Below are 25,191 nucleotides of genomic sequence, written 5' to 3' on the forward strand. Positions count from 1 at the left end.
GTGGTGTAACCACGTCATGTGGTCCCGCCTGGTCGCCCTGTTCACGATCAAGTCGAAGTTCGAGGCTTTCCTGGTCATCTATGGCCTGGGCCTGGGGGCGGTCGAGCGGGGGATGCATTATCTGACCGCTTATCCGGGAATGGCCGGAAAGATCCTGTTCGCCGCCTGCCCTATTGCCGTGTTCATGGCGGGCGCGCGCATCCTGGACTCGCTGGAGCGGGACTATCGCGATTGACAGGATAAGTTGGTCGCACGGTTCGCTGGCGACATTATCTGACAATCCGATGACTGGCCTTACCCACCTGCAACGCCTCGAAGCCGAGAGCATCCATATCCTTCGCGAAGTGGTCGCCGAAACCGAGCGTCCGGTGATGCTCTATTCGGTCGGCAAGGATTCGGCCGTGATGCTGCATCTGGCCAAAAAGGCGTTCTTCCCCGCACGCCCGCCCTTCCCGCTGCTCCATGTTGACACGACCTGGAAATTCCAGGCCATGTACGAACTCCGCAACCGCGCGGCAGAGGCGGCGGGCATGGACCTGATTGTCCACCGCAACCCGGAGGCTGAGGCACAGGGGATCAATCCCTTCGACCATGGCAGCCGCCACACCGATATGTGGAAGACCGAAGGATTGAAACAGGCGCTGACCGCAGGCGGATACGACGCCGCGTTCGGCGGCGCGCGCCGCGACGAGGAGAAGAGCCGTGCAAAAGAGCGCGTCTTTTCCTTCCGCTCGGCCGCGCATGGCTGGGACCCCAAGGCGCAGCGGCCCGAGCTATGGAACCTCTATAACAGCCGCATTCATAAGGGGGAGAGCATCCGCGTCTTCCCGCTGTCCAACTGGACCGAACTCGATATCTGGCAGTATATCCTGCAGGAGGGCATCGAGATCGTGCCGCTCTATTTCGCCGCGCCGCGCCCGACGGTGGAGCGCGACGGAATGCTGTTGATGGTCGATGACGACCGTTTCCGCCTGCGGCCCGGAGAAGTCCCGGTCGAACGCTCGATCCGGTTCCGCACGCTCGGCTGCTATCCGCTGACCGGCGCGGTCGAGAGCGAGGCGGCGACGTTATCCGAAGTGATCCAGGAAATGCTGCTGACCACCACGTCGGAGCGGCAGGGGCGCGCGATCGATCACGATCAGGCCGCCAGCATGGAGAAGAAGAAGCGCGAGGGGTATTTCTGATGACCGCCTATCAACCCGATGCGCTGATCGCCGCCGATATCGACGCCTATCTCGCGACGCACGCCGCCAAGTCGATGCTGCGTTTCATCACCTGCGGCTCGGTCGATGACGGCAAGTCGACGCTGATCGGGCGGCTGCTCTATGACTCGAAGACCATCTTTGAGGATCAGTTGAGCCAGTTGGAGGCGGACAGCCGCCGTGTGGGGACGCAAGGGGCGAATATCGACTTCGCGCTGCTGGTCGACGGTCTCGCCGCCGAGCGCGAGCAGGGCATCACCATCGATGTCGCCTACCGCTTTTTCGCGACCGAGAAGCGCAAGTTCATCGTCGCCGACACGCCCGGCCACGAACAATATACCCGCAACATGGTGACGGGCGCCTCGACCGCCGATCTGGCGGTGATCCTGATCGACGCGCGCAAAGGCGTGCTGACCCAGACGCGGCGGCACAGCTATCTCGCGCATCTGGTCGGGATCAAGGAGATCGTGCTGGCGGTCAACAAAATGGATCTGGTCGGCCATGACCAGTCGGTCTTCGACGCCATCGTCGCCGACTATGCGGCCTTCGCGAAGACCATCGGGATCGAGCGGTTCACCGCCATTCCGCTGTCGGGCCTGACCGGCGCGAATGTGACCACGCCCTCGCCCGACATACCCTGGTATGACGGCCCCGCGCTGCTTCCGCGTCTGGAGACGGTGGCGATCGACGGCGACCGTGCGGCGGCGGCGTCCTTCCGTATGCCGGTGCAGTGGGTCAATCGGCCCGACCTGGACTTTCGCGGCTTCGCGGGCCTGATCGCCAGCGGTCGGGCATCGGTCGGCGACCGGGTACGGATCGCGCCTTCGGGCAAGACGACCAGCATCGCGCGGATCGTCACCTATGACGGCGACCGGCAGGAAGCGATTGCGGGCGAGGCGGTGACGCTCGTCCTTGCGGAGGAAGTCGACTGCTCGCGCGGCGACGTGATCGCGGCGGCCGAGAACCCGCCCGAGATCGCCGACCAGTTCGTCGCCAGGATCGTCTGGATGGCGGACGCGCCGCTGGTACCGGGGCGCAGCTATTCGCTGAAACTCGGCACGCAGCTGGTGGGTGCGACCGTCCAGCCGCCGCGCCATGTCGTCGATGTCAACAGCCAGGAAGAACGCCCGGCCGACACGCTGGCGCTGAACGATATCGGGCTGGCCGAAGTCTATGCCGATCGCCCCATAGTGTTCGAGCCTTACGCACAGGGCAGCGCGCTCGGCGGCTTCATCCTGATCGACCGCGCGACCAACGCCACGGTCGCAGCGGGCATGATCGACCATGCGCTGCGCCGGGCACAGAACGTCCACTGGCAGTCGGCGGTCATCACGCGCGAAGCCCATGCCCGGCAAAAGGGACAGGTCCCCCGGGTTCTCTGGTTCACCGGCCTGTCCGGCTCGGGCAAGTCGACCATCGCCAACATGGTCGAACAGAAGCTGCACGCCATGGGCCGTCACAGCTTCCTCCTCGACGGCGACAATATTCGCCATGGGCTGAACCGCGATCTCGACTTCTCCGAAGCGGGACGGGTCGAAAATATCCGTCGGGTGGGTGAGGTCGCAAAGCTGATGGCCGATGCCGGGCTGATCGTGCTGACCGCCTTCATCTCGCCGTTCAAGGCGGAGCGGGACATGGTGCGTGCGCTGCTGCCCGAGGGCGAGTTCGTCGAGATTTTCATCGACACGCCGCTGGCCGTCGCCGAGGATCGTGACGTGAAGGGTCTATACGCCAAGGCACGCAGCGGAGAGATTGCCGAGTTCACCGGCATTTCCAGCCCCTATGAAGCGCCCGAGCGCCCAGAAATCCGCATCGACACGACGAAGGAAACGGCGGAACAGGCCGCATCCCGGATCGTCGAGCATGTGCTGGGTATCTGGAGTTACGATCTGTGACCGACGCCGAACTCGCGCGCTCGGTCGCGGTCGAGGCGGGCGAACTGCTCAAGTCCATCCGCGCGTCGAGCGGACTTCAAGACGCGGCGCTCGGCGCGCTGGGCGACCGGGATGCCAACACGCTGATCCTCGACCGACTGCGCGCCGCCCGGCCCGACGACTTCATCCTGTCGGAGGAATCGGTCGACGACCGCGCCCGCTGCGCCGCGAGCCGCGTCTGGATCGTCGATCCGCTTGATGGCACCCGTGAATATGCCAGCGGGTCGAGCGAGTGGGCGGTGCATATCGGGCTCGCTATCGATGGCCGCCCGGTGCTGGGCGCGGTGGCGGTGCCCGACCGCGATCAGGTTTTCGCCACCGACGATCTGCCTCCCAAACATCCCCCCTGCCCGGCGGGCCTGCGCGTCGTCGTCAGCCGCAGCCGCGCGCCCGACATCGCACGCTGCGTCGGCGACCGCCTGGGCGCGATCATGATCCCCATGGGCTCGGCCGGGGCCAAGGCGATGGCGGTCGTCGAGGGCCGCGCGGATGTCTATCTGCATGACGGCGGTCAATATGAGTGGGACAATTGCGCTCCCGCGGCCGTCGCGCTGGCGGCGGGACTCCACGCCTCGCGCATCGATGGCAGCCCGCTGGTCTATAATTGCGAGAACCCGTTGCTGCCCGATCTGCTGATTTGTCGACAGGAAGTTGCGGCCAGCGTGCTGGAGGCGATCGCGCGCGGATAAGGCGCATCGACCCACACAGGTTGCACAAATGTGATCTTGTAACGTCTCATGGCTTGGTTCATGGGTCGATGATGCCGCACCTTCCTTCCGTCGCCTTTGTCGTGCGGACGATCCGATGACCCTTGTTCCCCTCGCTTTCGGCCTGGCGGCCATGGTGGCGACGCTGGCGGGCGGAATGCTTGCGCTGCGACTGCGTCATCGGATCGGTCTTGTGCTGGGCGTGACGGCGGGGATCGTGGTCGGTGTCGCGCTGTTCGATCTGGTGCCGGAGGCGCTGGAGCTGGCGGGCGATGGCTGGACGATCCGCGCGATGATGGCGTTCACGGCGCTCGGGCTAGGCGGCTATATGCTGCTCGACCGACTTCTCGCCCGGATACCGCGCGCGACGGCGGCGTCTTGGCGCGGCGATCTTGGACCTGCCATGCTGTGTCTGCACAGCTTGATGGACGGACTGGGCATCGGCATCGCTTTTCAGATCGATACAGCGGCCGGATGGATGATCGCGCTGGCGGTCCTGACTCATGATGTGGCCGATGGCGTCAACACCGTCAGCCTGAGCCTTGCTGCGCGATCCGAAGCGGCGGCGCGGCGCTGGCTGGTGCTCAACGGTGTCGCCCCGATGCTGGGTGTGCTGATCGGCCTGGGTTTGTCGATCCCTGCCGCGATGCTGGCGCCGTTGATGGCGCTCTTCGCCGGAATTTTTCTGTATATCGGCGCGTGCGAGCTGGTGCCGCGCAGCCAGTCCCTCGACCCGAGATTGCGGACCAGCCTGGCCACACTGGCAGGTGTCGCCCTGATGCTGGGCGTCACGCACTTCGCGCACTGATCGGAGTTTTCGGGCACCGTCGCCGGGGAAGGGTAACCAACCACGGTGCCCGCGACCTCAGGCGGGTTGGGCAGCCTCCGCCGCCGCATTCGCACCGCCTTCGGCCATCCCGGTGAGCTTTTCGTCAGTCGCCTTTTCCTCGGCCAGCGTCTCATCGAGAATCGCGGCGCAGTCGCTGCGCCCGAGCTGGCGCGCCCAGGAGACGAGGGTGCCGTAGCGGGCGATCTCATAATGCTCGACCGCCTGCGCCGCCGCGATCAGGGCAGCGTCGAGCACGCGCTTGTCGGCAACTTCGCCTGCCACTTCATTGGCTTCCTTAATGATGCCGTCGATTGCAGGGCAGGTGACCGCCTTGGGCGTCTCGCCATGCATCTCGAACACCTGTTCCAGCCGCCGGATCTGTCCTTCGGTTTCCCGCAGATGCTGCTCGAATCCGGCCTTCAACTGCGGGTCGGTCGCCTTGTCGATCATCTTGGGCAGCGCCTTGGTGATCTGATGCTCGGCGTAGTAAATGTCCTGAAGCTGATGGACGAACAGGTCGTTCAGCGTCGAAATGTCCTTGGTAAACAGGCCCATGATCCGTCTCCTTTTATAGGGGGTCAGCGGTTCGCCGAGCCAGGCTCGGCGATCTTGCGGTGCGCCTCGGCCAGGACCGATTGCGGAACGACGCCGGAGCCCGCGACTTGCAGCTTGTTCTTCAGGCCGGTCGTAATATGCCCCTCGCCCGCCTTCATCGCGTCCCAGCCCTTACGCGCCACCCCCGCAGGATCGTCCTTCTTGCTTTGGCCGACATTGGTATCGAGCATGTCGGCGCGGGCGAAGAACTCGGTCTCGGTCGGACCCGGCATCAGGGTTGTCAGGGTGACGCCCTTCTGCTCCTTCAGTTCATTGCGCAGCGCCTCCGTGAAATTGTCGATGAACGCCTTGGTCGCATTGTAGATGGCGTTGAACGGCCCGGGAATGAAGCCGACGATCGAACCCGTCACCAGGACCTTGCCCTCGCCGTGCCGGACCATCGCCGAAAGCACCCGCTGGAGCAGATAGACGGTGCCCGTCACATTGGTATCGACCGAGCGCCGCCAATCAGAAAGCGATTGGTCGAGAAAAGGTCCGCCCTTGCTGTTGCCTGCATTGGCGCAGAGCACGTCGATCGTCCGGCCATCGGCGGCAGCCAGAAGCGTATCCACACCCTTCAGCGTCGACAGGTCCGCCTCCACCGCCTGCACTTGAGCACCCTCGGCGGCCAGCTTGGTCGCAGCGCTATGAATGGCCGGTTCGTCGGCGACGATCAGAACATCATATCCTTCTCGTGCTGCACAGGCGGCCAGATGATAGCCGATGCCCGTCGAGGCCCCGGTCACGATTGCGAATTTTCCTGCCATGGCGTGGCTCCTTATTGACCGGGCTTCAGCACGATCTTGGTCACTTCATTCTGCTTGTCGTGGAACATGCGATACCCTTCAGGCGCCTGTTCCAGCGGCAGGCGGTGCGAGATGAGGAAGGTCGTATCGATCTTCCCCTCCATGATCGCGTCGAGCAGGCCCGGCAGGTAATGCTGGACATGCGTCTGCCCGGTCTTGAGCGTCAGCCCCTTCTGCATCACCGCGCCGAGGGGGAATTTGTCGACGAAACCACCATAGACGGCAGGCATCGATACCCGGCCACCCTTGCGGCAGGCGATGATCGCCTGGCGGATGGCGTGAATGCGATCGGTGCCCAGGAAGGTCGACGCCTTGATCTGATCGATGGCGTTATCGACGAACAACCCATGCGCCTCCAGACCGACCGAATCGATCACCGCATCGGGGCCGATCCCGCCGGTCATCTGCATCAGCGCATCATAGGTTGCGGTCTGCTCGAAGTTGATCGTCTCCGCGCCGAACTTGCGCGCGAGTTCGAGCCGATGCGGGAAATGGTCGATGGCGATGACCCGCTCGGCGCCCATCAGGAAGGCCGACTGGACCGCGAACAGCCCCACCGGGCCACATCCCCAGACCGCGACCGTATCACCCGGCTCGATCTCGGCATTCTCCGCCGCCATCCAGCCGGTGGGCAGGATGTCCGAGAGGAACAGCACCTTCTCGTCATCGACGCCGTCGGGGATGACGATCGGGCCGGTGTCGCTGAACGGCACACGGACATATTCCGCCTGCCCGCCGGCATAGCCGCCGGTCATATGGCTATAGCCGAACAGCGCGGACATCGGATGGCCGTACAGCTCGCGCGCGATATCCTGATTGTCGGCGGGATTGCCGTTTTCGCATCCCGAATATTGATGCTTGCCGCAATGATAGCAGGAGCCGCAGGCAATGGTGAACGGCACCACCACCTTCTGGCCTTTTTTCAGCGTCGAGGCCGATCCCGTCTCGACCACCTCGCCCATGAACTCATGGCCGAGGATATCGCCCGACTGCATCGTCGGGATATAACCGTCGTAGAGATGAAGGTCGGAGCCGCAGATCGCGGTCGCCGTCACCTTGATGATCGCGTCGCGCGGATTGACGATTTCGGGGTCGTCGACATTGTCGATGCGGACGTCATGCTTCCCGTGCCAGGTCAGCGCCTTCATGCGTCCTGCTCCTCGAACTGCTTACGGTTCATCGCGTTGGTCGCGACCTCGCCGGTTTCCATCAGCTGCTTGAAGCGCGCGAGGTCGCGACGGACCTGGATATTGGGCTCGCGCTGAAAGAGCTTGGCGACCAGCTTGCCGATCACGCCCGCGGGTGGATCGTAGAGGATGGTGGCCGTGACGACGGTGCCGCGCGCGCCTGCATCGCGAAAGGCCACGCGTCCCGAATTGGCGATATCGGCGCCTTCCGCCGAGGCCCAGGCGATGAGCTCACCCTCACGCTCCTCGGTGACGATCGCGTCCCATTCGACCGTCGTGCCGCCAGGTGCCTTGACTACCCAATGCGAGCGTGTGTCATCGAGAACATCGATGCGCTCGACATTCTCCATCACGCTGGCAAGGTTCGAAAAGTCGCGCCACCAGGTGTAAAGCTCGGCGGATGGGCGGCTGATCGTCACCGCCCATCCGGCAAAGCTGTTCCCGCGATCCTCTACCGCCTCGGCGGTGGCGATCCTGACGGCGGCGTCCTTGTCCTTGGAAGTCGACACAGGCGCGTCGTCATAGGGTCTGTCGGCGATGTCCGGCATAAGCCTCTCTCCTCATTCCTTGCCCGGACAGCGTTGGATGAGGCCGGATGTTCCTTATTTTCTCATGTTTTTCCAATATCCTGATACATATCAACAACGCCTGGCGGTCAGCCTGCCGTCACCCGGATCGATGCACGCCCGACCTTTCGGGCCAGAGCCTGCGGATCGGGAATGGTCATCGAGCGCGACGACCATATCAGGTCGCCCCCGCGTCGCGCCGCCTGCAACATGCGGTTCACATGCACCGCGGTCAGCCCGAGCGCATCCGCCAGCGTCTCCTGCGTGATCGGCAGGTCGAAGCTTCGGCCATGGGTCAGTTCGCTGAGTTCGAGCCGCTCGTGCAACTCGAGCATCAGGTCGCCGATCCGCTCCATCGCGTTCATCCGACCCAGCCGCGCGATCTGCGCCAGCAGATAGGCCTCGTCCAGCGCGTGGGAGATAGCATAGGCTTCGTCGAGCGCGGGCAACGCGCCCAGGTCAGGCGGTACGCACGTCGTCACCTCGGTCAGCGTGATAATGCTCGTCGGGGCGACGGGCCGCTGGTGATGATAGAGGCCGACGATATCGCCCGGCAGCAGGAAGTTGAGGAATTGCCGCCGTCCATCAAGGAGAATGCGGACGCGCGCCGCCCAGCCCGACAGGATCAGATGCGGGCCGGCAATGTCGCGTCCTTCGACCATCAGGTCGCGACGCGGCCGGAACAACTGAGGCCGACCTATTGCTTCGTTGAGCGCCGCGATTGCGGCATTGTCGAGGGGCGCCAGTCGGGACAGGCGGTGGCGTGCAGGAGGGATCGGCCGGGCGCTGCGGGCAAGCGAGATACTCACGGTTTGCCCTCCGCCGAGAGGCGCGCAGACCGCTCAGGGGCAGGCCGGCAGGGTCGGAATACGCAGCGGAGCAGGGATCGCGATAGATTCATCACAAATGTCCTCATCTTGCCGCCGACCGAAATTAAGCGTGCGGCGGGGGCGATGACGCGACGAACGCCACCGGGGTAATAGCGAGAGGGACTCGACCAGGTCGAACCGACGCCGAGTCACCACGTCAATTCACCACCACGGTCGTGGTGAACGGACTGGGCACCGCGAAACATTTCCGTGTCAAAACTCTACGAACAACCGTTCGTCAGGCTCCATAATGCACATCAATATCCTGCCTTTTTCGTGAGTTAAGCTATAAAATACGTCAAAACGTGTAAAATAGGCGGTATCGCGCGGCCGATCCGTGCGGTCGTTCAGACGTTTTCTCACGCAAAACTTTGGATGCCCGACCGCCAGCGACGCGAATCGTGGCTATCCGTCATTCCCTTTCGGGCCTGAAACCCTATGGTGCGCGCCTTTCCTTCCAAGAGGCCTTTCCATGCGTTTCGCCACCCTAACCCGCCAACCCGACGATCCCCTGTTGCGGATCATTGGCCAACATGCCGCCGACCCGCGCGCTCGGAAGATCGATTTGGGCGTAGGCGTGTTTCGCGACGAGGAAGGGCGCACGCCCGTGATGACGGCGGTCAAGGCTGCCGAGACACGGCTGCTGTCCGAACAGTCGAGCAAATCCTATCTCGGTCCGGAAGGGGACACCGGCTTCGTCCGGGCGCTGGCCAAGCTGGTGGTGGGCGATGCGGTTGCGTCCGATCGGGTCGTGGGACTTCAGACACCGGGCGGTACCGGCGCATTGCGCCTCGCCGCCGAGCTAATGGCGCGCGCTGGCGTCGCGAGAATCTGGATCGGCAGCCCGAGCTGGGCGAACCATGCGCCGCTGTTCCGGCAGGCGGGGGTGGAACCGGCCATGATCCCCTGTTTCGATCTGGGAACCCAGACCTTCGACCTCGACGGCTTCCTGACCGGGCTGAATGCGGCAGATTCCGGAGACGCCGTGCTGCTGCATGGATGCTGCCACAATCCGATCGGCATCGATCCCAACGCGGCTGGTTGGAGCGTCATCGCGTCCCATATTGCCGAGCGTGGCCTGCTGCCCGTCGTCGACCTGGCCTATCAAGGGCTGGGGGACGGCTTCGACGAGGATGCCGCCGGCGCGCGGACGATCCTGTCGACCGTGCCCGAAGCGCTGCTTGCCTATTCCTGCGACAAGAACTTCGGCCTCTATCGCGAGCGGACCGGCGCACTCTTTGCCATCACGCCCGACCGGGACAGCGGCGCGACGGTCTTTTCCAACCTGCTGGGCCTGGCGCGAGCCAACTGGTCGATGCCGCCGGATCACGGCGCGGCGATCGTCCGCATCATCCTGGAAGACGAAGCCCTGACCGCGCAATGGCGCGACGAGTTGGAGACGATGCGGCGGCGGCTGGAAAGCCTGCGTGCCGCACTGGCAGCCGGGGGTCGGATCGGGGCGATCGATCTGGGCGCGGTGGCGCATGGCAAGGGCATGTTCGCCACCCTGCCCCTATCGCCTGCGCAGGTGGAATGGTTGCGCGATCGTCATGCGATCTACATGGCCGGGTCGGGGCGGATCAACATCGCCGGGTTCAACCTGGCGGCGATCGCAACCTTCCATGACGCTTTGCGGGATATGGTGGCGAACGCGGTGGTTTGATCGGACGTTCCCCATCGTTCGGCTTGGACGGTGGGGTTCCGTTGGCCAACAAAAAGGGGCGCATCCGAATGGCCGGATGCGCCCCTTTCGATGTGTGAAGCAAGGCCGGAAATCCCGGCCCGCCCCGCCTTATTTGCCCGAGTGGACGATGCGGTTGACGATGTTCTCGATCCGCTCCTGACGGCCCGAACGGGGCTTGGGATCGATCGCCTTCTGCTCGGCAAGGTCGGCGATCCCGGCCAGGTCGAGCCCGCCGATCTGCTGGCCGAACGCACCGTCCCAACCGGCATAACGTTCCGACTTGATCGCATCGAGGCGACCATCCTCGATCAGCGCCGCGGCGTTGAGCAGGCCCTTGGCCACCACGTCGATCCCGCCGACATGGCCGTGGAACAGGTCGACCGCATCCATCGACTGACGGCGAACCTTCGCGTCGAAGTTGAAGCCGCCGGTGGTGAAGCCGCCCGCCCGGATAATCTCCAGCACCGCCAGCGTCAGCTCCTCGACCGAATTGGGGAACTGGTCCGTATCCCAGCCATTCTGGTGATCGCCGCGATTGGCGTCGATCGAACCAAAGATGCCCAGCGCGCCCGCCGTCGCGATCTCATGCTCGAAGGTATGGCCCGCCAGCGTGGCGTGGTTCGCCTCGATATTGACCTTCACCTCGTTCTCGAGCCCGTAAGCCTTGAGGAAGCCGTACACGGTGGCCGTGTCGAAGTCATACTGGTGCTTGGTCGGCTCGTGCGGCTTCGGCTCGATCAGGATGGTGCCGTTGAAACCGATCTTGTGCTTGTGCTCGACGACCAGCGACAGGAAGCGGCCCAGATTGTCCAGCTCGCGCTTCATGTTGGTGTTGAGCAGCGTCTCGTAACCCTCGCGACCGCCCCACAGCACATAGTTGGCGCCGCCCAGACGATGCGTGGCTTCCAGCGCGTCGCGGACCTGCATCGCGCCGAAGGCATAGACTTCTGGGTCCGGGTTGGTCGCGCCACCGGCAGCGAAGCGCGGATGGCTGAACAGGTTGGCGGTGCCCCAGAGCAGCTTGCGGCCCGACGAGGCCTGGAGCTTTTCGAGGTGATCGACCGCTTCGGCGAAGTAACGGCGATGCTCGGCGACGCCCTGCGCATCGGCCATCACGTCGACGTCGTGGAAGCAATAATAGGGGATGTCGAGCTTCGAGAAGAAGTCGAACGCCACTTCACGCTTCTGCGCGGCGGACGCGCTGTCGTTGGCGCCCGCGTGCCACGGGCGGTTGAAGGTACCGCCGCCGAACACGTCCGAACCCGGCCAGCAGAAGGTGTGCCAGAAGCAGGCGGCGAAGCGGAGATGCTCCTCCATCGTCTTGCCCAGCACGACGCGGTTCTTATCGTAGAAGCGGTAGGCGAGTTCGTTCTCGCTGTCCGGCCCCTCGTAACGGATCGTCGGGATGTCGGCGAAAAAGTCGGTAGCCATTTAACGGTTCCTCGGAGTGATACGGGAATAGCTGTCGCGGAAGCGCGCGATCTTGGGGGCGAAACGCTCGGCGAGCGCGGCGTCGGGGGCGATGGTGTGGCTGATCGGCGGCGGTGCGCAGACCTCCTCCGGCGAGCCGCCATCGACCGCCAGCTGAGCCAGCCGCGCCGCGCCCAGCGCGGGGCCGACCTCGCCGCCCTTCAGATAGACGAGCTCGACATTCAGCGCGGCGGCCAGCGTCTGGCCCCAATAGGACGAACGTGCACCGCCGCCGATGACCGACAGCTGCGACAGCTCGGTCCCGGCGTCGCGCAGTACCGACAGGCCATCGGCGAGCGCAAAGGCGACGCCCTCCAGCACCGCCTGCGCCAACCGCTCGGGGCTCGTGTCGTGGTCCAGCCCTAGGAAGGCGCCGCGCACCTCCGCATCGTTATGCGGCGTCCGCTCACCCGACAGATACGGCAGGAAGATTTCGGGGCCGCTTGCCGGGCCGACGCTTTCGGCGCGCGCGAACAACTCGGCGGCGCCCGGCGTGCCGGTCAGTCGCGCGACCCAGTCGATACAGGCGGCGGCCGACAGATGCACCGACATCTGGTGCCAGACGCCGGGCAGACAGTGGCAGAAGGCGTGAACCGCCCCCGCCGGATTAGGCCGAAACTCCTTCGTCGCAGCGAAGATCACGCCCGACGTGCCCAGCGATAGCAACGCGTCGCCGTCCTTGACCACGCCCACGCCAGCGGCTCCGGCGGCATTGTCGCCACCACCGCCCGCGACGGGCACCTGGTCGATACCCCAGGCCTCGGCCACCTCGGCGCGGAGACGGCCGGTCTGCGCCGTGCCCTCCACCGCCCGCGGCATCTGCGCGCGGGTCAGGCCGGTGGCGGCGAGGATGTCGTCGCTCCATTCGCGACGCTCGACGTCCAGCCAGAGCGTACCCGCCGCATCCGACACGTCCGACGCCTTCTCGCCGGTCATCCGCAGCCGGACATAATCCTTGGGCAGCAGCACGGTGCGGATCTTGGCAAACGTTTCCGGCTCGTGATGCGCGACCCATAGCAGCTTAGGCGCGGTAAAGCCCGGCATCGCCAGATTGCCCGCGATCCGGTGAAGGTCGGGGGCCTTGGCCTCCAACTCCGCGCACTCGGCATGGCTGCGGCCGTCATTCCAGAGAATGCCGGGACGCAGCACCTGGTCGTCCGCGCCCAGCAGGGTCGCGCCATGCATCTGCCCGGCGAGACCGATGCCGCGCACCGCCCGGCGGACCGCCGGGTCGATCGCGCGGACGGCGGCGGTCGTCGCCTGCCACCAGGCCTCCGGGTCCTGTTCGGACCAGAGCGGGTGGGAACGCTGCACGGTCAGCGCCGCCGTCCCCTGCCCTACCACGGCGCCATGTTCGTCCAGAACGACGGCCTTTACGCCCGACGTACCAATATCAATGCCAAGGAACATCGTCGTCCTTACTTCACGAACGGGTCGATGGTCGGGATCGTCCCGTCCGGGTTGAACTTCAACTCGGTCATCTTGACGTTACGCAGATGGTTCTTATCCGACAATTGGGTGTCGGCGTAGAAAAGCCACCACTTGCCCTTCCACTCGACGATCGAGTGATGGGTGGTCCAGCCCTGCACCGGCTTCAGGATGTGGCCCTTGTAGGTGAAGGGGCCGTAGGGGCTGGTGCCGATCGCATAGTTCAGGAAATGCGTGTCGCCGGTCGAATAGGTGTAATAATATTTGCCGTCGCGCTTGAAGACCCAGGATGCCTCGAAGAAGCGCTTGTCATGGTCGCCGCCCAGGACCGGCTTGCCCTTTTCGTCGAGGATCACGACGTCGCGCGGGGTTTCCGCGAAGGTCTTCATGTCCGGATTCATCTTGGCGATCTTGCCGGAAATGGCGAGCTGGCCGTCCTGCTTCAGATCGGTGTCGCTGCCGTTCGGATCGTACTTACCGTCCTTCCAGCGCTGAAGCTGGCCGCCCCAGATGCCGCCGAAATACATGTAAGCGGTGCCGTCCGCGTCCTGGAACACCGCCGGGTCCATCGAGAAGCTGCCGGGGATCGCCTCCGGCTCCGCCTTGAACGGCCCCATCGGGTTCTTCGAGGTCGCGACGCCGATGCGGAACGCGCCTAAGCCGTTCCTGTCCTTGCTCTTATCCCGCGCCGGGAAATAGAGATAATAGGTGCCGTCCTTATAGGCGGCATCGGGCGCCCACATCTGCTGCGAGGCCCAGGGCACGTCCTTCACGTCGAGCGCGACGGGACCGACCGTGACCTTGCCGCCCGGCTCGTCCATGCGCAGCACGCGGTAGTCGCGCATGGCGTACTGGTTACCCAGATCGTCATTGGGCGTGTCGGTCGGCACGTCATGGCTGGGGTAGATATAAAGCTTGCCATCGTTCCAGACATGCGCGGAAGGATCGGCGGTAAAGATTTCGCGCACCAGCGGCTGCGACAGGTAATGACGGCCGTCCGGCGCGGTCGGGTTGGTATCGTTCGACGCCGTCGCCGTGTTTTCCGCCACGGCATTGTCGGCCGTATGCTGCGTTCCGCAGGCCGCGGTGCCGAGACCCAGCACCAGACTGGCCATCATCAAGCGCTTCATCGCTTTTCCTCTCCAAGCGCTCCATCTTCGGAGCTTTGGTCAGACGATAGCGCTATCAGGATGCGGGATGCAAGGCCGGTTCGGCGTTTTGCGATGGGACAATTGGTCGCGTCGCCTTCAACTTCGCTCAGGCTGACCGGAGTTTGGTGTGAGCGGCATTATACACCGCACCGTTCCGCCGGAGCGACATCAAAGGCGGAGGGAATCCCACGCTTGACAACATCTGCCCCAGATAGTTGGTAACGATACCCGGCCCCGCCCCCTATCGCGGGTTGCCCTAAAGAAGACCGACACTCCTATGTCGGCACGCATTCAGGACAGAGGATCACCCGCATGGCCCTTCGCTTATCGTCCACCCGCTGGCTGTTCGCCGCTGGCGTCGTGCTGCTGCCGATTGCGGCCGCTTCCGCCCAGATGGCCACCCAATCTCCGACCATCGTACCCGGCGCAAAGCCCGTCACCGTCGAGCGGATCAAGGTCCATTCCGCCGCGATCGAGGGCAATCTGGAGGGCAACAGCGCCGACCGCGACGTCATCGTCGTCCTGCCGCCCGACTATGCCAGGAACCGGACGCGTCGCTATCCGGTCGTCTATGCGCTGCACGGCTATTCGATCGGCGCGGACCAATGGACAAAGGAAATTCACGTCCCCGCCTCGGTCGAAGGCGCCTTTGCACGCGGCGTGCCGCCGATGATCCTGGTCTTCCCCGACAGCAAGACGATGCACAACGGATCAATGTATTCCTCGTCGCAGACGGTGGGCGATTTCGAGCGGTTCATCAGTCACGACCTGATCGCCGCGATCGACGCCCGCTATCGCACCATCCCCCGCCGCGAAGCCCGTGGCCTCGCCGGTCATTCGATGGGCGGATATGGCACCGCGCGCATCGGCATGAAGCACGCTGATATGTACGGCGCGATCTATATGATGAGCCCCTGCTGCCTGTCGCCGCGTACGATGGCGCGGCCCGAAGGCACCGACGAGAAGTTGCTGACCGGCCTCGCCTCGCCCGCCGAGTCCGTCAAGCTGAACTGGGGCCAGCGCGCGATGCTGGCCGCGTCCGCTGCCTGGTCGCCCAACCCGAAGAACCCGCCGCTCTATCTTGACCTGCCGGTGAAGGACGGCAAGGTGCGCGACGATATCGTCGCCAAGTGGCTGGCCAACACGCCGCTGGCCTTCGTCGATCAATATGTCACGCCCTTGCGCAGCTACCGCGCAATCGGGCTCGACGTCGGATCGCAGGACGGGCTGAAGGGCGATGCGCAAGGGTTGCACGAGGCGTTCGACCGCTATGGCATTGCCCACAAGTTCGAGATTTACGAAGGCGATCACGTCAACCGGATCGGGGTCCGCTTTCAGGAGCAGGTACTGCCGTTTTTCGGGCGGGCGCTGGCGACGAAGTGACCAAAAGCCTCCCCGCACGGGGAGGTGGCAGGGCAAAGCCTTGATGGAGGGGCCGGGCCGCAGAGCACGTCCTTTGTGGTAAGCCCCCTCCACCATGCTACGCATGGTCCCCCACCCCCGTGCCGGGGAGGATCAATCCGCGATGGGTGTCACCGTATCCATCCTGAACGGCGCGTTACGTACCGGCACCCCCGTATCCGGCTGGCCCGAGCCGACCGAGACTCGATAGTCGCCCTTCATCACCATCCGCTGGCCATCGGCATCAACCGCGCTCAGGTCGCGTGTGCTGAGCGTGAAGGTCAGGCTCCGCCGCTCGCCGGGCGCCAGATGCACCCGCTGAAACCCACGAAGCGCGACACGCGGCGCGCCGTCGACCTTGGGGAAATTGAGGTAGAGCTGCGCGACCTCGTCGCCCTCGCGACGGCCGGTGTTCCGCACTTCGGTGATGACGGTCATGCTCCCGTCCGCACCAGGCTTCACCGACAGCGGCGCATAGGCGAAGCTGGTATAGCTGAGCCCATAGCCGAAGGGATAAACCGGCGTGCCGGTGAAGTAGCGATAGGTCCGCCCCTTCATCGCATAATCACCAAAGGGCGGCAGGTCCTCGACCGAGCGATAGAAGGTCAGCGGCAGGCGCCCGGCCGGATTGGTCTTGCCCGACAGGACGTTCCCCACCGCGAGCCCGCCGGCTTGCCCCGGATACCAGGCCTCGACGATCGCGTCGGCATTCGCCTTGGCCCAGGCGAGGTTCACCGGACTGCCGTTCATCAGCACGACGATCAGCGGGCGGCCCGTCGCCTTGGCCTGTTCGAGCAGCGCCTGTTGGTCGGCCGGGAGGTCCAGCGTCGTTTTGTCGCCGCCCTTGAAGCCCGGTACCGAAATAGGCGCTTCCTCGGCTTCCAGGTCGGAGGTCAGGCCGACGACCGCGACCAGCGCGTCACTCGCCTTGGCCGCCGCGCGCAGCTCCGCCGTGGGATCGTCGGACACGCGCTTCCAGACCAGATTGATGCCTGTCAGGATGCGCGCCTCGGTCGTGACGGTGATGGGATAGCGTCGCCCCTTCTCCAGCGTGACGGTCTTCATCGTGGGCAGGCTGTTCCACGACGCCTTGGTCAGGTCGACGAACGGTTGGCCGTCGAACGTCATGACTCCGTTGAAGCCTGATATGCCCAGCCGGTAGCGTCCCGTTTCCGGTGGTACCAGATAACCCGTCCAGACCGCCCGGTGCACGTCACGGACCGACGACAGGTCCAGGCTGCGCGAGGCGGCATTGGCCTCGATACGCGTCACGACGGGACGATCCTCGAACTTGGCGGTCTTCAGCCATTCACCGAGGGCGTCCGGAGCGAAGCGTTCGGGGATGCGCCCGACGACATTGTAATAGCGGGCAAGCAGCCCCGCTTGCCCATCCTCGGTCCGAAGTGCGCTGGTCGGCACCGGATCGCCGTCGGTGAAGGTCTCGGAGAAGGGAACGTACCGGATGTGCGCCCCCGGCATGGCCTGACGGAGCCCCTCGACCACCGACACCTGCGGACCCGACAGCGACGACGAATAATTGCCGCGCAACACCCGCGTCGCATCCCCCAGCGGTCCGACCACGGCGATCCGCGCATGAGGCTTCAGCGGTAGGATGCCTCTGTTCTTGAGCAACACCAAACTCTTTTCCGCCACCTCCAGCGCCAGCGCACGGTGCGACGGCGTGTCGATATCAGCGGGGGAACTGGCCCGCGTCGACAGTGGGCGCAGACCCGGCAGATCGCCGGTGCGATAGCGGGCCGCGAACAACCGGGTCAGCGAGCGGTCGATATCCGCGACCGAAATCAACCCACGCGACAGAGCCTCGCGATATGGGTTGGTCAACCCATCCGTGTCGGTCAGGGTGGCATTGTTGCACTCATTGTCGACGCCCGCCCGCATGGCTGCCGCCACCGCGCTTGGCGCATCGGGAGCATAATGGTGGTTGGCGGCGATATCCTTCACCGCATCGCAGTCGGAGACGACATAGCCGCGAAAGGCCCAGCGTCCCCGCAGATAATCCTTGAGCAGCAGGTCGCTGGCGCAGGCGGGCTGGCCGTCGATCCGGTTATAGGCACACATGATCGATCCCGCCCCGCCCTCGACGATCGCGGCACGAAAGGCGGGCAGATAGGTGTCGACGAGATCATGTTGCGAGACATAGACATTGGCCTCGTGCCGCGTCGATTCCGGGCCACTATGTACCGCATAATGTTTGGGCGTCGCGACGACATCGATCCGGTTCGGATCGTCTCCCTGAATCCCGCGTACGAAGGCAACACCCATTTTCCCGGTCAGGAACGGATCCTCGCCATAGGTCTCTTGCCCCCGCCCCCAACGTGGGTCGCGGAAAATGTTGATGTTGGGCGACCAGGTATCGAGCCCGGTACCGATCCGTCCCATCCGCCCCGTCGTCCGCGCCAACGCGTGGAGCCCGCGCACTTCCGCGCTGATCGCCTTGGCCGCCTGGCCCACCAGTGCGTCGTCGAAGGTCGCAGCCAGTCCGACGGGTTCGGGGAAATTGGTCGTGGGTACCGGCCCCAGCGCGCCGTGCAGCGATTCCGTCCACCAATTATAGGCAGGCACCTCCAGCCGGGGGATGGCGGGCGCGGTGTTGAGCAGCTGGCCGAGCTTTTCGTCGGTCGTCATGCGCCCGACCAACCGCGCCGCCAGCGCCTCGGCCTGTTCGGCCGGAGCGGCGCTCTGTTGTTGGGCCAGCGCGACGCCCGAAGTCGATATCGCCAAAGCCGACAGGATCGCCGCACGCCATGCCTTCATGCCTTCTCACTCCCCTGAAACCATATTTTTGGTAACGGTATCATGAATACCGTCTCAGTCCAGCCTGAGAATTTCCATCACATTTTCAGCCACCCAGCGGTGGACAGCGGGACATTAGTCGGACAAGATTGGCGATAGACCAACATGGGGAGGATCATCATGCGGCCCGTCATCGCCAGGGTTTTCGCGAGCGCTATCGCCATTGCCTGGATGTCTTCCTCAGCGGCCGCGGCGGACAGGATCGATCCTCTGACCCCGACCGGCCGGTGGAGCGCCAACCAGGAGGGGCAGGCCGCATTGCCGCCCATGGGCTGGAACAGCTGGAATGCTTTCAACAGCGATGTTGATGAAGAAAAGGTCATGGCCTCGGCCCGGTTAATCGTCGACAAGGGCCTGAGGGACGCGGGCTATCGCTATATCAATATCGATGACGGCTGGTGGCTGCGCCGCCGTCAGCCCGATGGCCGTATGGTCATCCGCGCCGACAAATTCCCCTCGGCTGCCGCTGGCGCGAACCAGCAGACCAGTTTCCGGCCGTTGACCGACCGCTTGCACGCCATGGGGTTCAAGGCGGGCATCTATTCCGATATCGGACGCAATAGCTGCGGTCAGGTCTATACGCCCAATTTCGCGAACCAGCCCGAAGGGACGATCGCCGAGCGCGAGGTCGGATTATACGGCCATATCGACCAGGACATTGCACTATACTTCCGCGAATGGGGCTTCGATTATATCAAGGTCGATGGGTGCGGCATTCGCGGCCTCGGCAAGGATAGCGAGCACGTTCGCAAGGGCGATTACCGCGAACTGACCCCGCTGATCGACATGAACTCGCTGGCGCGCACCGACATTCCCGCCGTCCGCGCGCTCTATGACCAGGTGGCGACCGCGCTGCGCCGGGAAAATCCGGATGGTGACTACCTGTTCTCGCTCTGCCTTTGGGGTTCGGCGGACGTGCGCAGTTGGGGTAAGCAACTGGGCAATGTCTCGCGGACCAGCGACGATATCACCGCCCACTGGTCGCGGATGCTGACCAACCTGGACACCAGCGCGACGCGCGCGCTTTACGCGCATCCGCATACATGGAACGACCCCGACATGCTGTTCATCGGCTCGGGCGAATTCGATGCCAACCACATGATCGAGGCGCGTTCGCACTTCGCAATGTGGGCGATGATGAACGCGCCGCTGCTGATCGGCTTCGACTTGCGCAAGGCCAATGCCGAACAATTGGCGCTGCTGGGCAACCGCGCGATCATCGCGCTCAACCAAGACGCGGCGGCGAACCAGGCGGTGCCTGCCTATCTGTCCGACGACGTACAGGTGTTCGTGAAAAGCCTCGCCAATGGGGACAAGGCGGTGGCGATCCTCAACCGCACCGCCGGCCAGGTTCAGCCGGTGCTGACCGCCGAGCATCTGAAGCTGCGTGGCGACAAGCCGATCGCGATGACCGACCTGTGGACGGGGGCCAGGAGCGGCTTTTCGGGCGAGATGAAATTGACCATCGCGCCGCACCAGACGCTGATCTACCGGGTCACGGGCGTTCATCGTCTCGCGGACGGCCATTATCTCTCCGAGGCACCCGGCGACGTGAACCCGGCCGAAGATGGCGTGCCGACCCCCGAGGGCGATCCAACCATCCATCACGAGCTCAGCCCATGGGCTGGCAGCAAGGGGCCGGGTGACTTCCCGCAATATGCCGGTTGGGGCGGCGCGCAGGCGGACCGCACGCCGTTCGGGCGACCGCTGCGGCTGATGGGCAAAGTCTATGATACCGGCATCGGCATACTCGCCAATTCCCGGCTGGAAGTGCGCAATCGCGGCCAGGCGCGCTTCGCCGCCACAGTTGGCATCGACGATTCCGCGACCGCACGCGGCCGGCGCGTCGTGTTCGAAGTCTATGGCGACGGCAAGCTCCTTACCCGCTCCCGCGCCGTCGCGCTGAATGAAGCATCGGTGAGCGTCGAGGCGGACGTGCGCGGCCGCAAGCTGATCGAACTGGTCGCCCGCGCCGATAGCGCTCCCGATGCGGCGCTGCCCGTGGTCTGGGGCGACGCGCGGTTGACCGGCTGACGACTATTGAGGCGGACTTTCATGGCCTTGCCGTTTCGCGCGGGTCATGCAAATGTTCCGGCAAAGCACAAGGAGAGGGTGATGAAACCCAATGAGAAAGGGCCGCTGCTGACCCGTCGTCAGCAACTGGCCGGGATCGCGGGCGGTCTCGCGATGGGAGCGCTCCCGGGCGGGCTTTGGGCGGCCGGAGGCAACACGTCGCTCCGCGATCTGGCAGCGGAAAAGGGCATCTTGTTCGGCACCGCGATCAATGCGGGCCGGGGCTCGCCGATCAACGATCCGGGGTATGGCGCGGTCGTCGCGCGCGAATGCGCTGTGTTGGTCCCAGAGAACGAAATGAAGGTCTATGTGCTGGGCGCCGACCCCGCGCACCTGAACTTCGGCCCCGCCGACCGGATCGCGGGGTTCGCCCGGGACAACCGCATGAAGCTGCGCGGCCATACCCTGCTCTGGAACTACGAGAAATATATCTCGCCCGCCTTGGCCGAGACGGTGACGAAGACCGGGGCGGAGAAATGGCTACGCAGCTATATCGCGGCGGTGGCGGGGCATTTCGGGGACCAAATCTATAGCTGGGACGTGGTCAACGAGACGATCAATCCCAAGACCGGCGAGGTCCGGGGCACGGTGTTTGACCAGGCACTGGGCTTCGACGTGTTCAAGATCGCCTATGAGGCCGCGCGCGAACACGCCCCCCACGCGCAGCGCGTCTATAACGATTATATGTCCTGGGAGGTCGGCAACGAGACGCACCGCGCGGGCGTACTTCGGCTTCTGCAGCGGTTCCGCAAGGAAAACGTCCCCGTCGACGCACTCGGCATCCAGAGCCATCTCGGCAATGACGGCAGCCATTCGAAGGTCCAGCGCGCCGAGTGGAAGCGTTTCCTCGATAGCGTCACGGCCATGGGCTATCGCCTGCTCATCACCGAGTTCGACATCAACGACCGCGAGATGCCAAAGGACATCGCGCAGCGCGATACGCAGGTCGCCTCCGTCGCCAAAACCTATCTCGACATGATGCTTGCCTATCCGCAGCTCGACCAGCTGCTGTGCTGGGGTTTGTGGGACAAGCATAGCTGGCTGAACGGCTTCGCGCCGCGCGCCGACGGCCTGCCGCAACGTCCCCTGCCCTATGACGACGCACTCAAGCCCAAGCCGCTTCGCGCCGCCATCGCCGACGCGTTGCGCGCCGCCCCCGTCCGAAAGAGCATCGCATGATCCGCCTGCCCCTCGCCGCCCTGGCCCTGTCGCTGGCCATGACGGGCGCAGCGTCCGCCCAAACCGCGACCTTCGACCGCTTCACCTATCGAGGCCGCTCGATCGAGCAGGTGAAGCCAAAGGCGGGCGACTATCTGAACCCGATCGTCGCGGGCTATTATCCCGACCCGTCGGTGACGCGGGTGGGCAAGGACTATTATCTCGTCAATTCTTCCTTCGCGCACTTCCCCGGACTGCCGATCTTCCATTCGACCGACCTCGTCCACTGGACCCAGATCGGCAATGCGATCGACCGGCCGGGGCAGTTGGACTTTACGGGGCGCTCGGTGTCGGAGGCGGTGTTCGCGCCCGACATCAGCTATCACGACGGCACCTTCTATATCGTCAACACCTGCGTCCAGTGCCGGGGCAATTTCGTCATCACCGCGAAGAACCCGGCCGGTCCCTGGTCGGACCCGATCTGGCTGCCGTTCGAGGGGATCGACCCGTCCATCTATTGGGAGGGCGACCGCGCCTATATCGTCAACAACCGCGCGCCCGATGAGACGCCGCGCTATGACGGCCACCGCGCCATCTGGATCCAGGAATATGACTGGCGTGCAGGCAAGATGGTCGGCGAGAGCACGCAGCTGGTCAATGGCGGCGTCGACCTGTCCAAGAAGCCCGTCTGGATCGAGGGGCCGCATATCTTTAAGAAGGACGGCTGGTATTATCTGACCGCCGCCGAAGGGGGCACCAGCGTCAACCATTCGCAGGTCGTGCTGCGCTCGAAAGAGCTGCGCGGCCCCTATGTCCCCTTCGCGAACAATCCGATCCTGACCCAGCGCGACCTCGATCCCAAGCGTCCGCATCCGATCAGCGCAGCGGGTCATGCCGAGCTGGTCCAGACCCAGAATGGCGACTGGTGGGCGACCTTCCTCGCGACGCGGCCCTATTCGGACGACTATTACAATATCGGGCGCGAGACCTTCCTGCTGCCCGTGACGTGGAAGGATGGCTGGCCGATCATTCTCGATCGCGGCAAGACGGTGCCCTGGACCCACAAGCTGCCCAACCTGCCCGCAGGCGCGCTGCCCAAGCTGCCGACCAGCGGCGATTTCGGCTATACGGACGAGTTCGACGGCAACAAGCTGGCGATGCAGTGGATCGGCGTCCGCACGCCCAAAACGCCCTTCTACACCGTGGCGAACGGGACGTTGACGATGCGGGGCGGCGACGCGCTGGGCAATCGACAAGGCGTGCCGGGCTTTGTCGGGCGGCGACAGCAACATGCCATCGCCGATATATCGACCACGCTGCGCTTCACCCCGACCAGGGACGGCGCGCGCGCCGGGTTGGTCGCGATGCAGAACGACTATGCCTATCTGTTCTTCGGTCTTGCCCGGATCGACGGCCAGCCCCGCATCGCGCTCTACAAGCGCGAGGGGACGAACACGCGCGATGAAACGGCGAATGAGACGCTGATCGCTTCCGCGCCCTTCGCACCCAAGGGTCCGCTGACGCTGACCATCCATGCCACAGGAGGAACGATGGCGTTCGACTATGAAAGCGGTGGCAAGCGGGGGACGCTGAAGACCGACCTCGACACCCGTTTCCTCAGCACCGCGCGGGCGGGCGGATTCGTTGGCACGGTCGTCGGCCCTTATGTGTACACGCCGCGATGAACTGGCGGCGCTTCCCTATCATGCTGCTGGCGGTGCTGCCTGCTCTGGCAGGCGCGCAAGTCTGGCAGTCGGATCGCGGTGACGGCACCTATGCCAACCCCCCGCTCTATGCCGATTATCCCGATCCCGACATCATCCGGGTCGGGCAGGATTTCTATTTCATCACCACGACCTTCGCCAACGTTCCCGGCCTGACCATCATGACCTCGCGCGATCTGGTGAACTGGCGCTTCGTCGGCCATGTCATCGACCGGCTGGAGGGCTTGCCGCAATATGACCTGAAGGACGGCGGCGCGTACCGCAAAGGCATCTTCGCGCCCAGCCTGCGATACCGCGACGGCGTCTTCTATATCGCGGTGACGCCGGTGGGCGAAAAGACGCGGATCTATCGCTCGAAGGACATTCGCGGTCCTTGGGAAATGAACCGGATCAGCGAAGCCGCCTTCGATCCGGGCCTGTTCTTCGATACCGATGGCAGCGCCTATATCATGACCTCGGTGGGGTCGGACGGCACCAATACGCTGCTCAGCCTGGACCGCGACCTGCGCACCGTCACCGACAAGCGCGTCGTCTATTACAATAAGGGCGCGGAGGGGTCGAAGCTCGTCAAGCGCGGCGACACCTATTACATGTTCAATGCCATTCCGCGGCGGCTGGGCATGACCGTCTCGCGTGCCAAGAGCCTGTTCGGGCCGTGGGAAACGCACGACCAGATCGACGACAAGACCGGTGGCCATCAAGGCGCGATCGTCGATCTGCCCGACGGCACCGATTATGGCTTCGTGATGGTCGATGCAGGTGCGGTCGGTCGGATGACCAATATCAGCCCCGTCTTCTGGAAAGATGGCTGGCCGGTCTGGGGCACGCCCGACGCGCCGGGTCGGGTACCCACCACCGCGACCAAGCCGATCCGGGGGAAGGCGGTGACGGTCCTGCCCGCCTCGGACGATTTTTCGGGGCGCCCGCTCGGCCTGCAATGGCAGTGGAACCACAATCCCGTCGCGAGCGGCTGGTCACTGACCGAGCGGCCGGGATATCTGCGACTGCGCGCGGGCCAGGCCCCCGCTTTGTGGAGCGCGCGCAACACGCTGCTGCAAAAGGGGCAAGGGCCGTTCAGCCGGGGGACGGTGGCGATCGACACGACGCATATTGCCACAGGCGACCAGTGCGGCTTTGGCACCTTCGGAAAATATAACGGCCATATCGCGGTTGGCCGGGGGCGTGACGGCCGCCTGACGCTCACCATGCGCGTCATCGAGGATCTGGCCGACACCCAGAAAACCGACGTCCGGATCGATGCCCAACCCATCAGCGCCAAGCGGCTGTTCCTGCGCACCGACATGGACTTCAAGACCGACCGGGCGAGCGTCGCGTACAGCGTGGACGGACGTGACTGGCGGACCTTGGGCGGCGATTTCCCGCTCGCCTTTGACTGGCGAACGGGGACGTTCCAGGGACAGCAATATGCGCTGTTCTGTTACAATCCGGACGCGAAGGGCGGTTGGATGGATGTGGACAGCTTCACGCTGTCGGGGCGGTAGCCCCTTGGCCTTCGACTTGGCTCGGACCGAACGGATGTTGGGATGTGCGGCCTTCCCCCCGCCCCGTCCGTCCTGAGCGAAGTCGAAGGCCA

General features: G+C 64.5%; 21 protein-coding genes. 11 read left to right on the forward strand and 10 right to left on the reverse strand.

Features of this window, described 5'->3' with window-relative positions; all coding sequences use genetic code 11:
* Positions 1-16: 16 nt before the first annotated feature.
* The 5 genes from GGR45_RS06890 to GGR45_RS06910 all read left to right on the forward strand — a co-directional run bounded on the left by GGR45_RS06890 (position 17) and on the right by GGR45_RS06910 (position 4,651).
* Positions 17-235, forward strand: coding sequence for a hypothetical protein (locus tag GGR45_RS06890; RefSeq protein ID WP_175312078.1), 219 nt, complete (start codon positions 17-19; stop codon positions 233-235).
* 49 nt (positions 236-284) lie between these two features.
* Positions 285-1,184, forward strand: a complete 900-nt coding sequence (gene cysD, locus GGR45_RS06895) for a sulfate adenylyltransferase subunit CysD (RefSeq protein ID WP_175312077.1) — start codon at positions 285-287, stop codon at positions 1,182-1,184.
* On the forward strand, positions 1,184-3,097 hold the full coding sequence (gene cysN / locus GGR45_RS06900; protein ID WP_175312076.1) for a sulfate adenylyltransferase subunit CysN: 1,914 nt from the start codon (positions 1,184-1,186) through the stop codon (positions 3,095-3,097). Before cysD ends, cysN begins: the two co-directional genes overlap by 1 nt.
* Positions 3,094-3,825 (forward strand): 3'(2'),5'-bisphosphate nucleotidase CysQ, encoded by a 732-nt coding sequence (locus GGR45_RS06905; protein ID WP_175312075.1) that lies wholly within the window; start codon positions 3,094-3,096, stop codon positions 3,823-3,825. The genes cysN and GGR45_RS06905 overlap by 4 nt, the downstream gene beginning before the upstream one ends.
* 115 nt (positions 3,826-3,940) lie before the next feature.
* The gene (locus tag GGR45_RS06910; protein ID WP_175312074.1) at positions 3,941-4,651 is read left to right on the forward strand and encodes a ZIP family metal transporter; all 711 of its coding nucleotides are present in this window, start codon (positions 3,941-3,943) and stop codon (positions 4,649-4,651) included.
* 57 nt (positions 4,652-4,708) lie between these two features.
* Here GGR45_RS06910 and GGR45_RS06915 read toward each other — a convergent pair whose 3' ends face one another.
* From GGR45_RS06915 to GGR45_RS06935, 5 genes are all read right to left on the reverse strand, one after another.
* Positions 4,709-5,227 carry a YciE/YciF ferroxidase family protein gene (locus GGR45_RS06915; RefSeq protein WP_175312073.1) on the reverse strand — a complete coding sequence of 173 codons (519 nt, stop codon included), beginning with the start codon at positions 5,225-5,227 and terminating at the stop codon, positions 4,709-4,711.
* Between the two features lie 23 nt (positions 5,228-5,250).
* Positions 5,251-6,033 carry an SDR family NAD(P)-dependent oxidoreductase gene (locus GGR45_RS06920; RefSeq protein ID WP_175312072.1) on the reverse strand — a complete coding sequence of 261 codons (783 nt, stop codon included), beginning with the start codon at positions 6,031-6,033 and terminating at the stop codon, positions 5,251-5,253.
* A gap of 11 nt (positions 6,034-6,044) precedes the next feature.
* Positions 6,045-7,220 (reverse strand): zinc-dependent alcohol dehydrogenase, encoded by a 1,176-nt coding sequence (locus tag GGR45_RS06925; RefSeq protein WP_175312071.1) that lies wholly within the window; start codon positions 7,218-7,220, stop codon positions 6,045-6,047.
* Positions 7,217-7,807, reverse strand: a complete 591-nt coding sequence (locus GGR45_RS06930; RefSeq protein WP_175312070.1) for an SRPBCC family protein — start codon at positions 7,805-7,807, stop codon at positions 7,217-7,219. Before GGR45_RS06930 ends, GGR45_RS06925 begins: the two co-directional genes overlap by 4 nt.
* A 107-nt stretch (positions 7,808-7,914) precedes the next feature.
* Entirely contained in the window at positions 7,915-8,634 is a 720-nt protein-coding gene (locus tag GGR45_RS06935) for a Crp/Fnr family transcriptional regulator (protein WP_285138784.1), read from the reverse strand.
* 532 nt (positions 8,635-9,166) lie between these two features.
* Here GGR45_RS06935 and GGR45_RS06940 point away from each other — a divergent pair.
* Positions 9,167-10,357, forward strand: a complete 1,191-nt coding sequence (locus tag GGR45_RS06940; protein ID WP_175312069.1) for an amino acid aminotransferase — start codon at positions 9,167-9,169, stop codon at positions 10,355-10,357.
* Positions 10,358-10,486: 129 nt separating this feature from the next.
* Here GGR45_RS06940 and xylA read toward each other — a convergent pair whose 3' ends face one another.
* Genes xylA through GGR45_RS06955 form a run of 3 tightly spaced genes read right to left on the reverse strand, consistent with a single transcriptional unit; the run spans position 10,487 to position 14,406 of the window.
* The gene (gene xylA, locus GGR45_RS06945) at positions 10,487-11,809 is read right to left on the reverse strand and encodes a xylose isomerase (protein ID WP_175312068.1); all 1,323 of its coding nucleotides are present in this window, start codon (positions 11,807-11,809) and stop codon (positions 10,487-10,489) included.
* Positions 11,810-13,258: a xylulokinase gene (gene xylB, locus GGR45_RS06950; RefSeq protein WP_175312067.1), complete on the reverse strand. Its 1,449-nt coding sequence runs from the start codon at positions 13,256-13,258 to the stop codon at positions 11,810-11,812.
* 8 nt (positions 13,259-13,266) lie between these two features.
* Positions 13,267-14,406, reverse strand: a complete 1,140-nt coding sequence (locus GGR45_RS06955; RefSeq protein WP_175312066.1) for a glycoside hydrolase family 43 protein — start codon at positions 14,404-14,406, stop codon at positions 13,267-13,269.
* 333 nt (positions 14,407-14,739) lie between these two features.
* Here GGR45_RS06955 and GGR45_RS06960 point away from each other — a divergent pair, with 333 nt between their 5' ends.
* Positions 14,740-15,810, forward strand: a complete 1,071-nt coding sequence (locus GGR45_RS06960; RefSeq protein WP_175312065.1) for an alpha/beta hydrolase — start codon at positions 14,740-14,742, stop codon at positions 15,808-15,810.
* Positions 15,811-15,942: 132 nt separating this feature from the next.
* Here the strand turns inward: GGR45_RS06960 and GGR45_RS06965 are convergent, their stop codons facing one another.
* Together GGR45_RS06965 and GGR45_RS20000 are read right to left on the reverse strand one after the other, a co-directional pair.
* Positions 15,943-18,603 (reverse strand): glycoside hydrolase family 3 C-terminal domain-containing protein, encoded by a 2,661-nt coding sequence (locus GGR45_RS06965; protein ID WP_175312064.1) that lies wholly within the window; start codon positions 18,601-18,603, stop codon positions 15,943-15,945.
* Between the two features lie 77 nt (positions 18,604-18,680).
* Complete coding sequence (locus GGR45_RS20000) at positions 18,681-18,965, reverse strand: hypothetical protein (protein ID WP_415640662.1); 285 nt, start codon at positions 18,963-18,965, stop codon at positions 18,681-18,683.
* On the opposite strand from GGR45_RS20000, the gene GGR45_RS06970 reads away from it, so the two are divergent.
* The 4 genes from GGR45_RS06970 (at position 18,964) to GGR45_RS06985 (ending at position 25,099) form a co-directional block, all read left to right on the forward strand.
* Entirely contained in the window at positions 18,964-20,676 is a 1,713-nt protein-coding gene (locus GGR45_RS06970) for an NPCBM/NEW2 domain-containing protein (RefSeq protein WP_415640661.1), read from the forward strand. The genes GGR45_RS20000 and GGR45_RS06970 overlap by 2 nt on opposite strands.
* Before the next feature lie 81 nt (positions 20,677-20,757).
* On the forward strand, positions 20,758-21,894 hold the full coding sequence (locus GGR45_RS06975) for an endo-1,4-beta-xylanase (RefSeq protein WP_175312062.1): 1,137 nt from the start codon (positions 20,758-20,760) through the stop codon (positions 21,892-21,894).
* Positions 21,891-23,558, forward strand: a complete 1,668-nt coding sequence (locus tag GGR45_RS06980; RefSeq protein ID WP_175312061.1) for a glycoside hydrolase family 43 protein — start codon at positions 21,891-21,893, stop codon at positions 23,556-23,558. The genes GGR45_RS06975 and GGR45_RS06980 overlap by 4 nt, the downstream gene beginning before the upstream one ends.
* Entirely contained in the window at positions 23,555-25,099 is a 1,545-nt protein-coding gene (locus tag GGR45_RS06985) for a glycoside hydrolase family 43 protein (protein WP_246358093.1), read from the forward strand. The genes GGR45_RS06980 and GGR45_RS06985 overlap by 4 nt, the downstream gene beginning before the upstream one ends.
* Positions 25,100-25,191 lie beyond the last annotated feature (92 nt).

The sequence above is a fragment of the Sphingomonas zeae genome, from assembly GCF_014197135.1.
In the GTDB taxonomy this organism is placed as follows: domain Bacteria; phylum Pseudomonadota; class Alphaproteobacteria; order Sphingomonadales; family Sphingomonadaceae; genus Sphingomonas; species Sphingomonas zeae.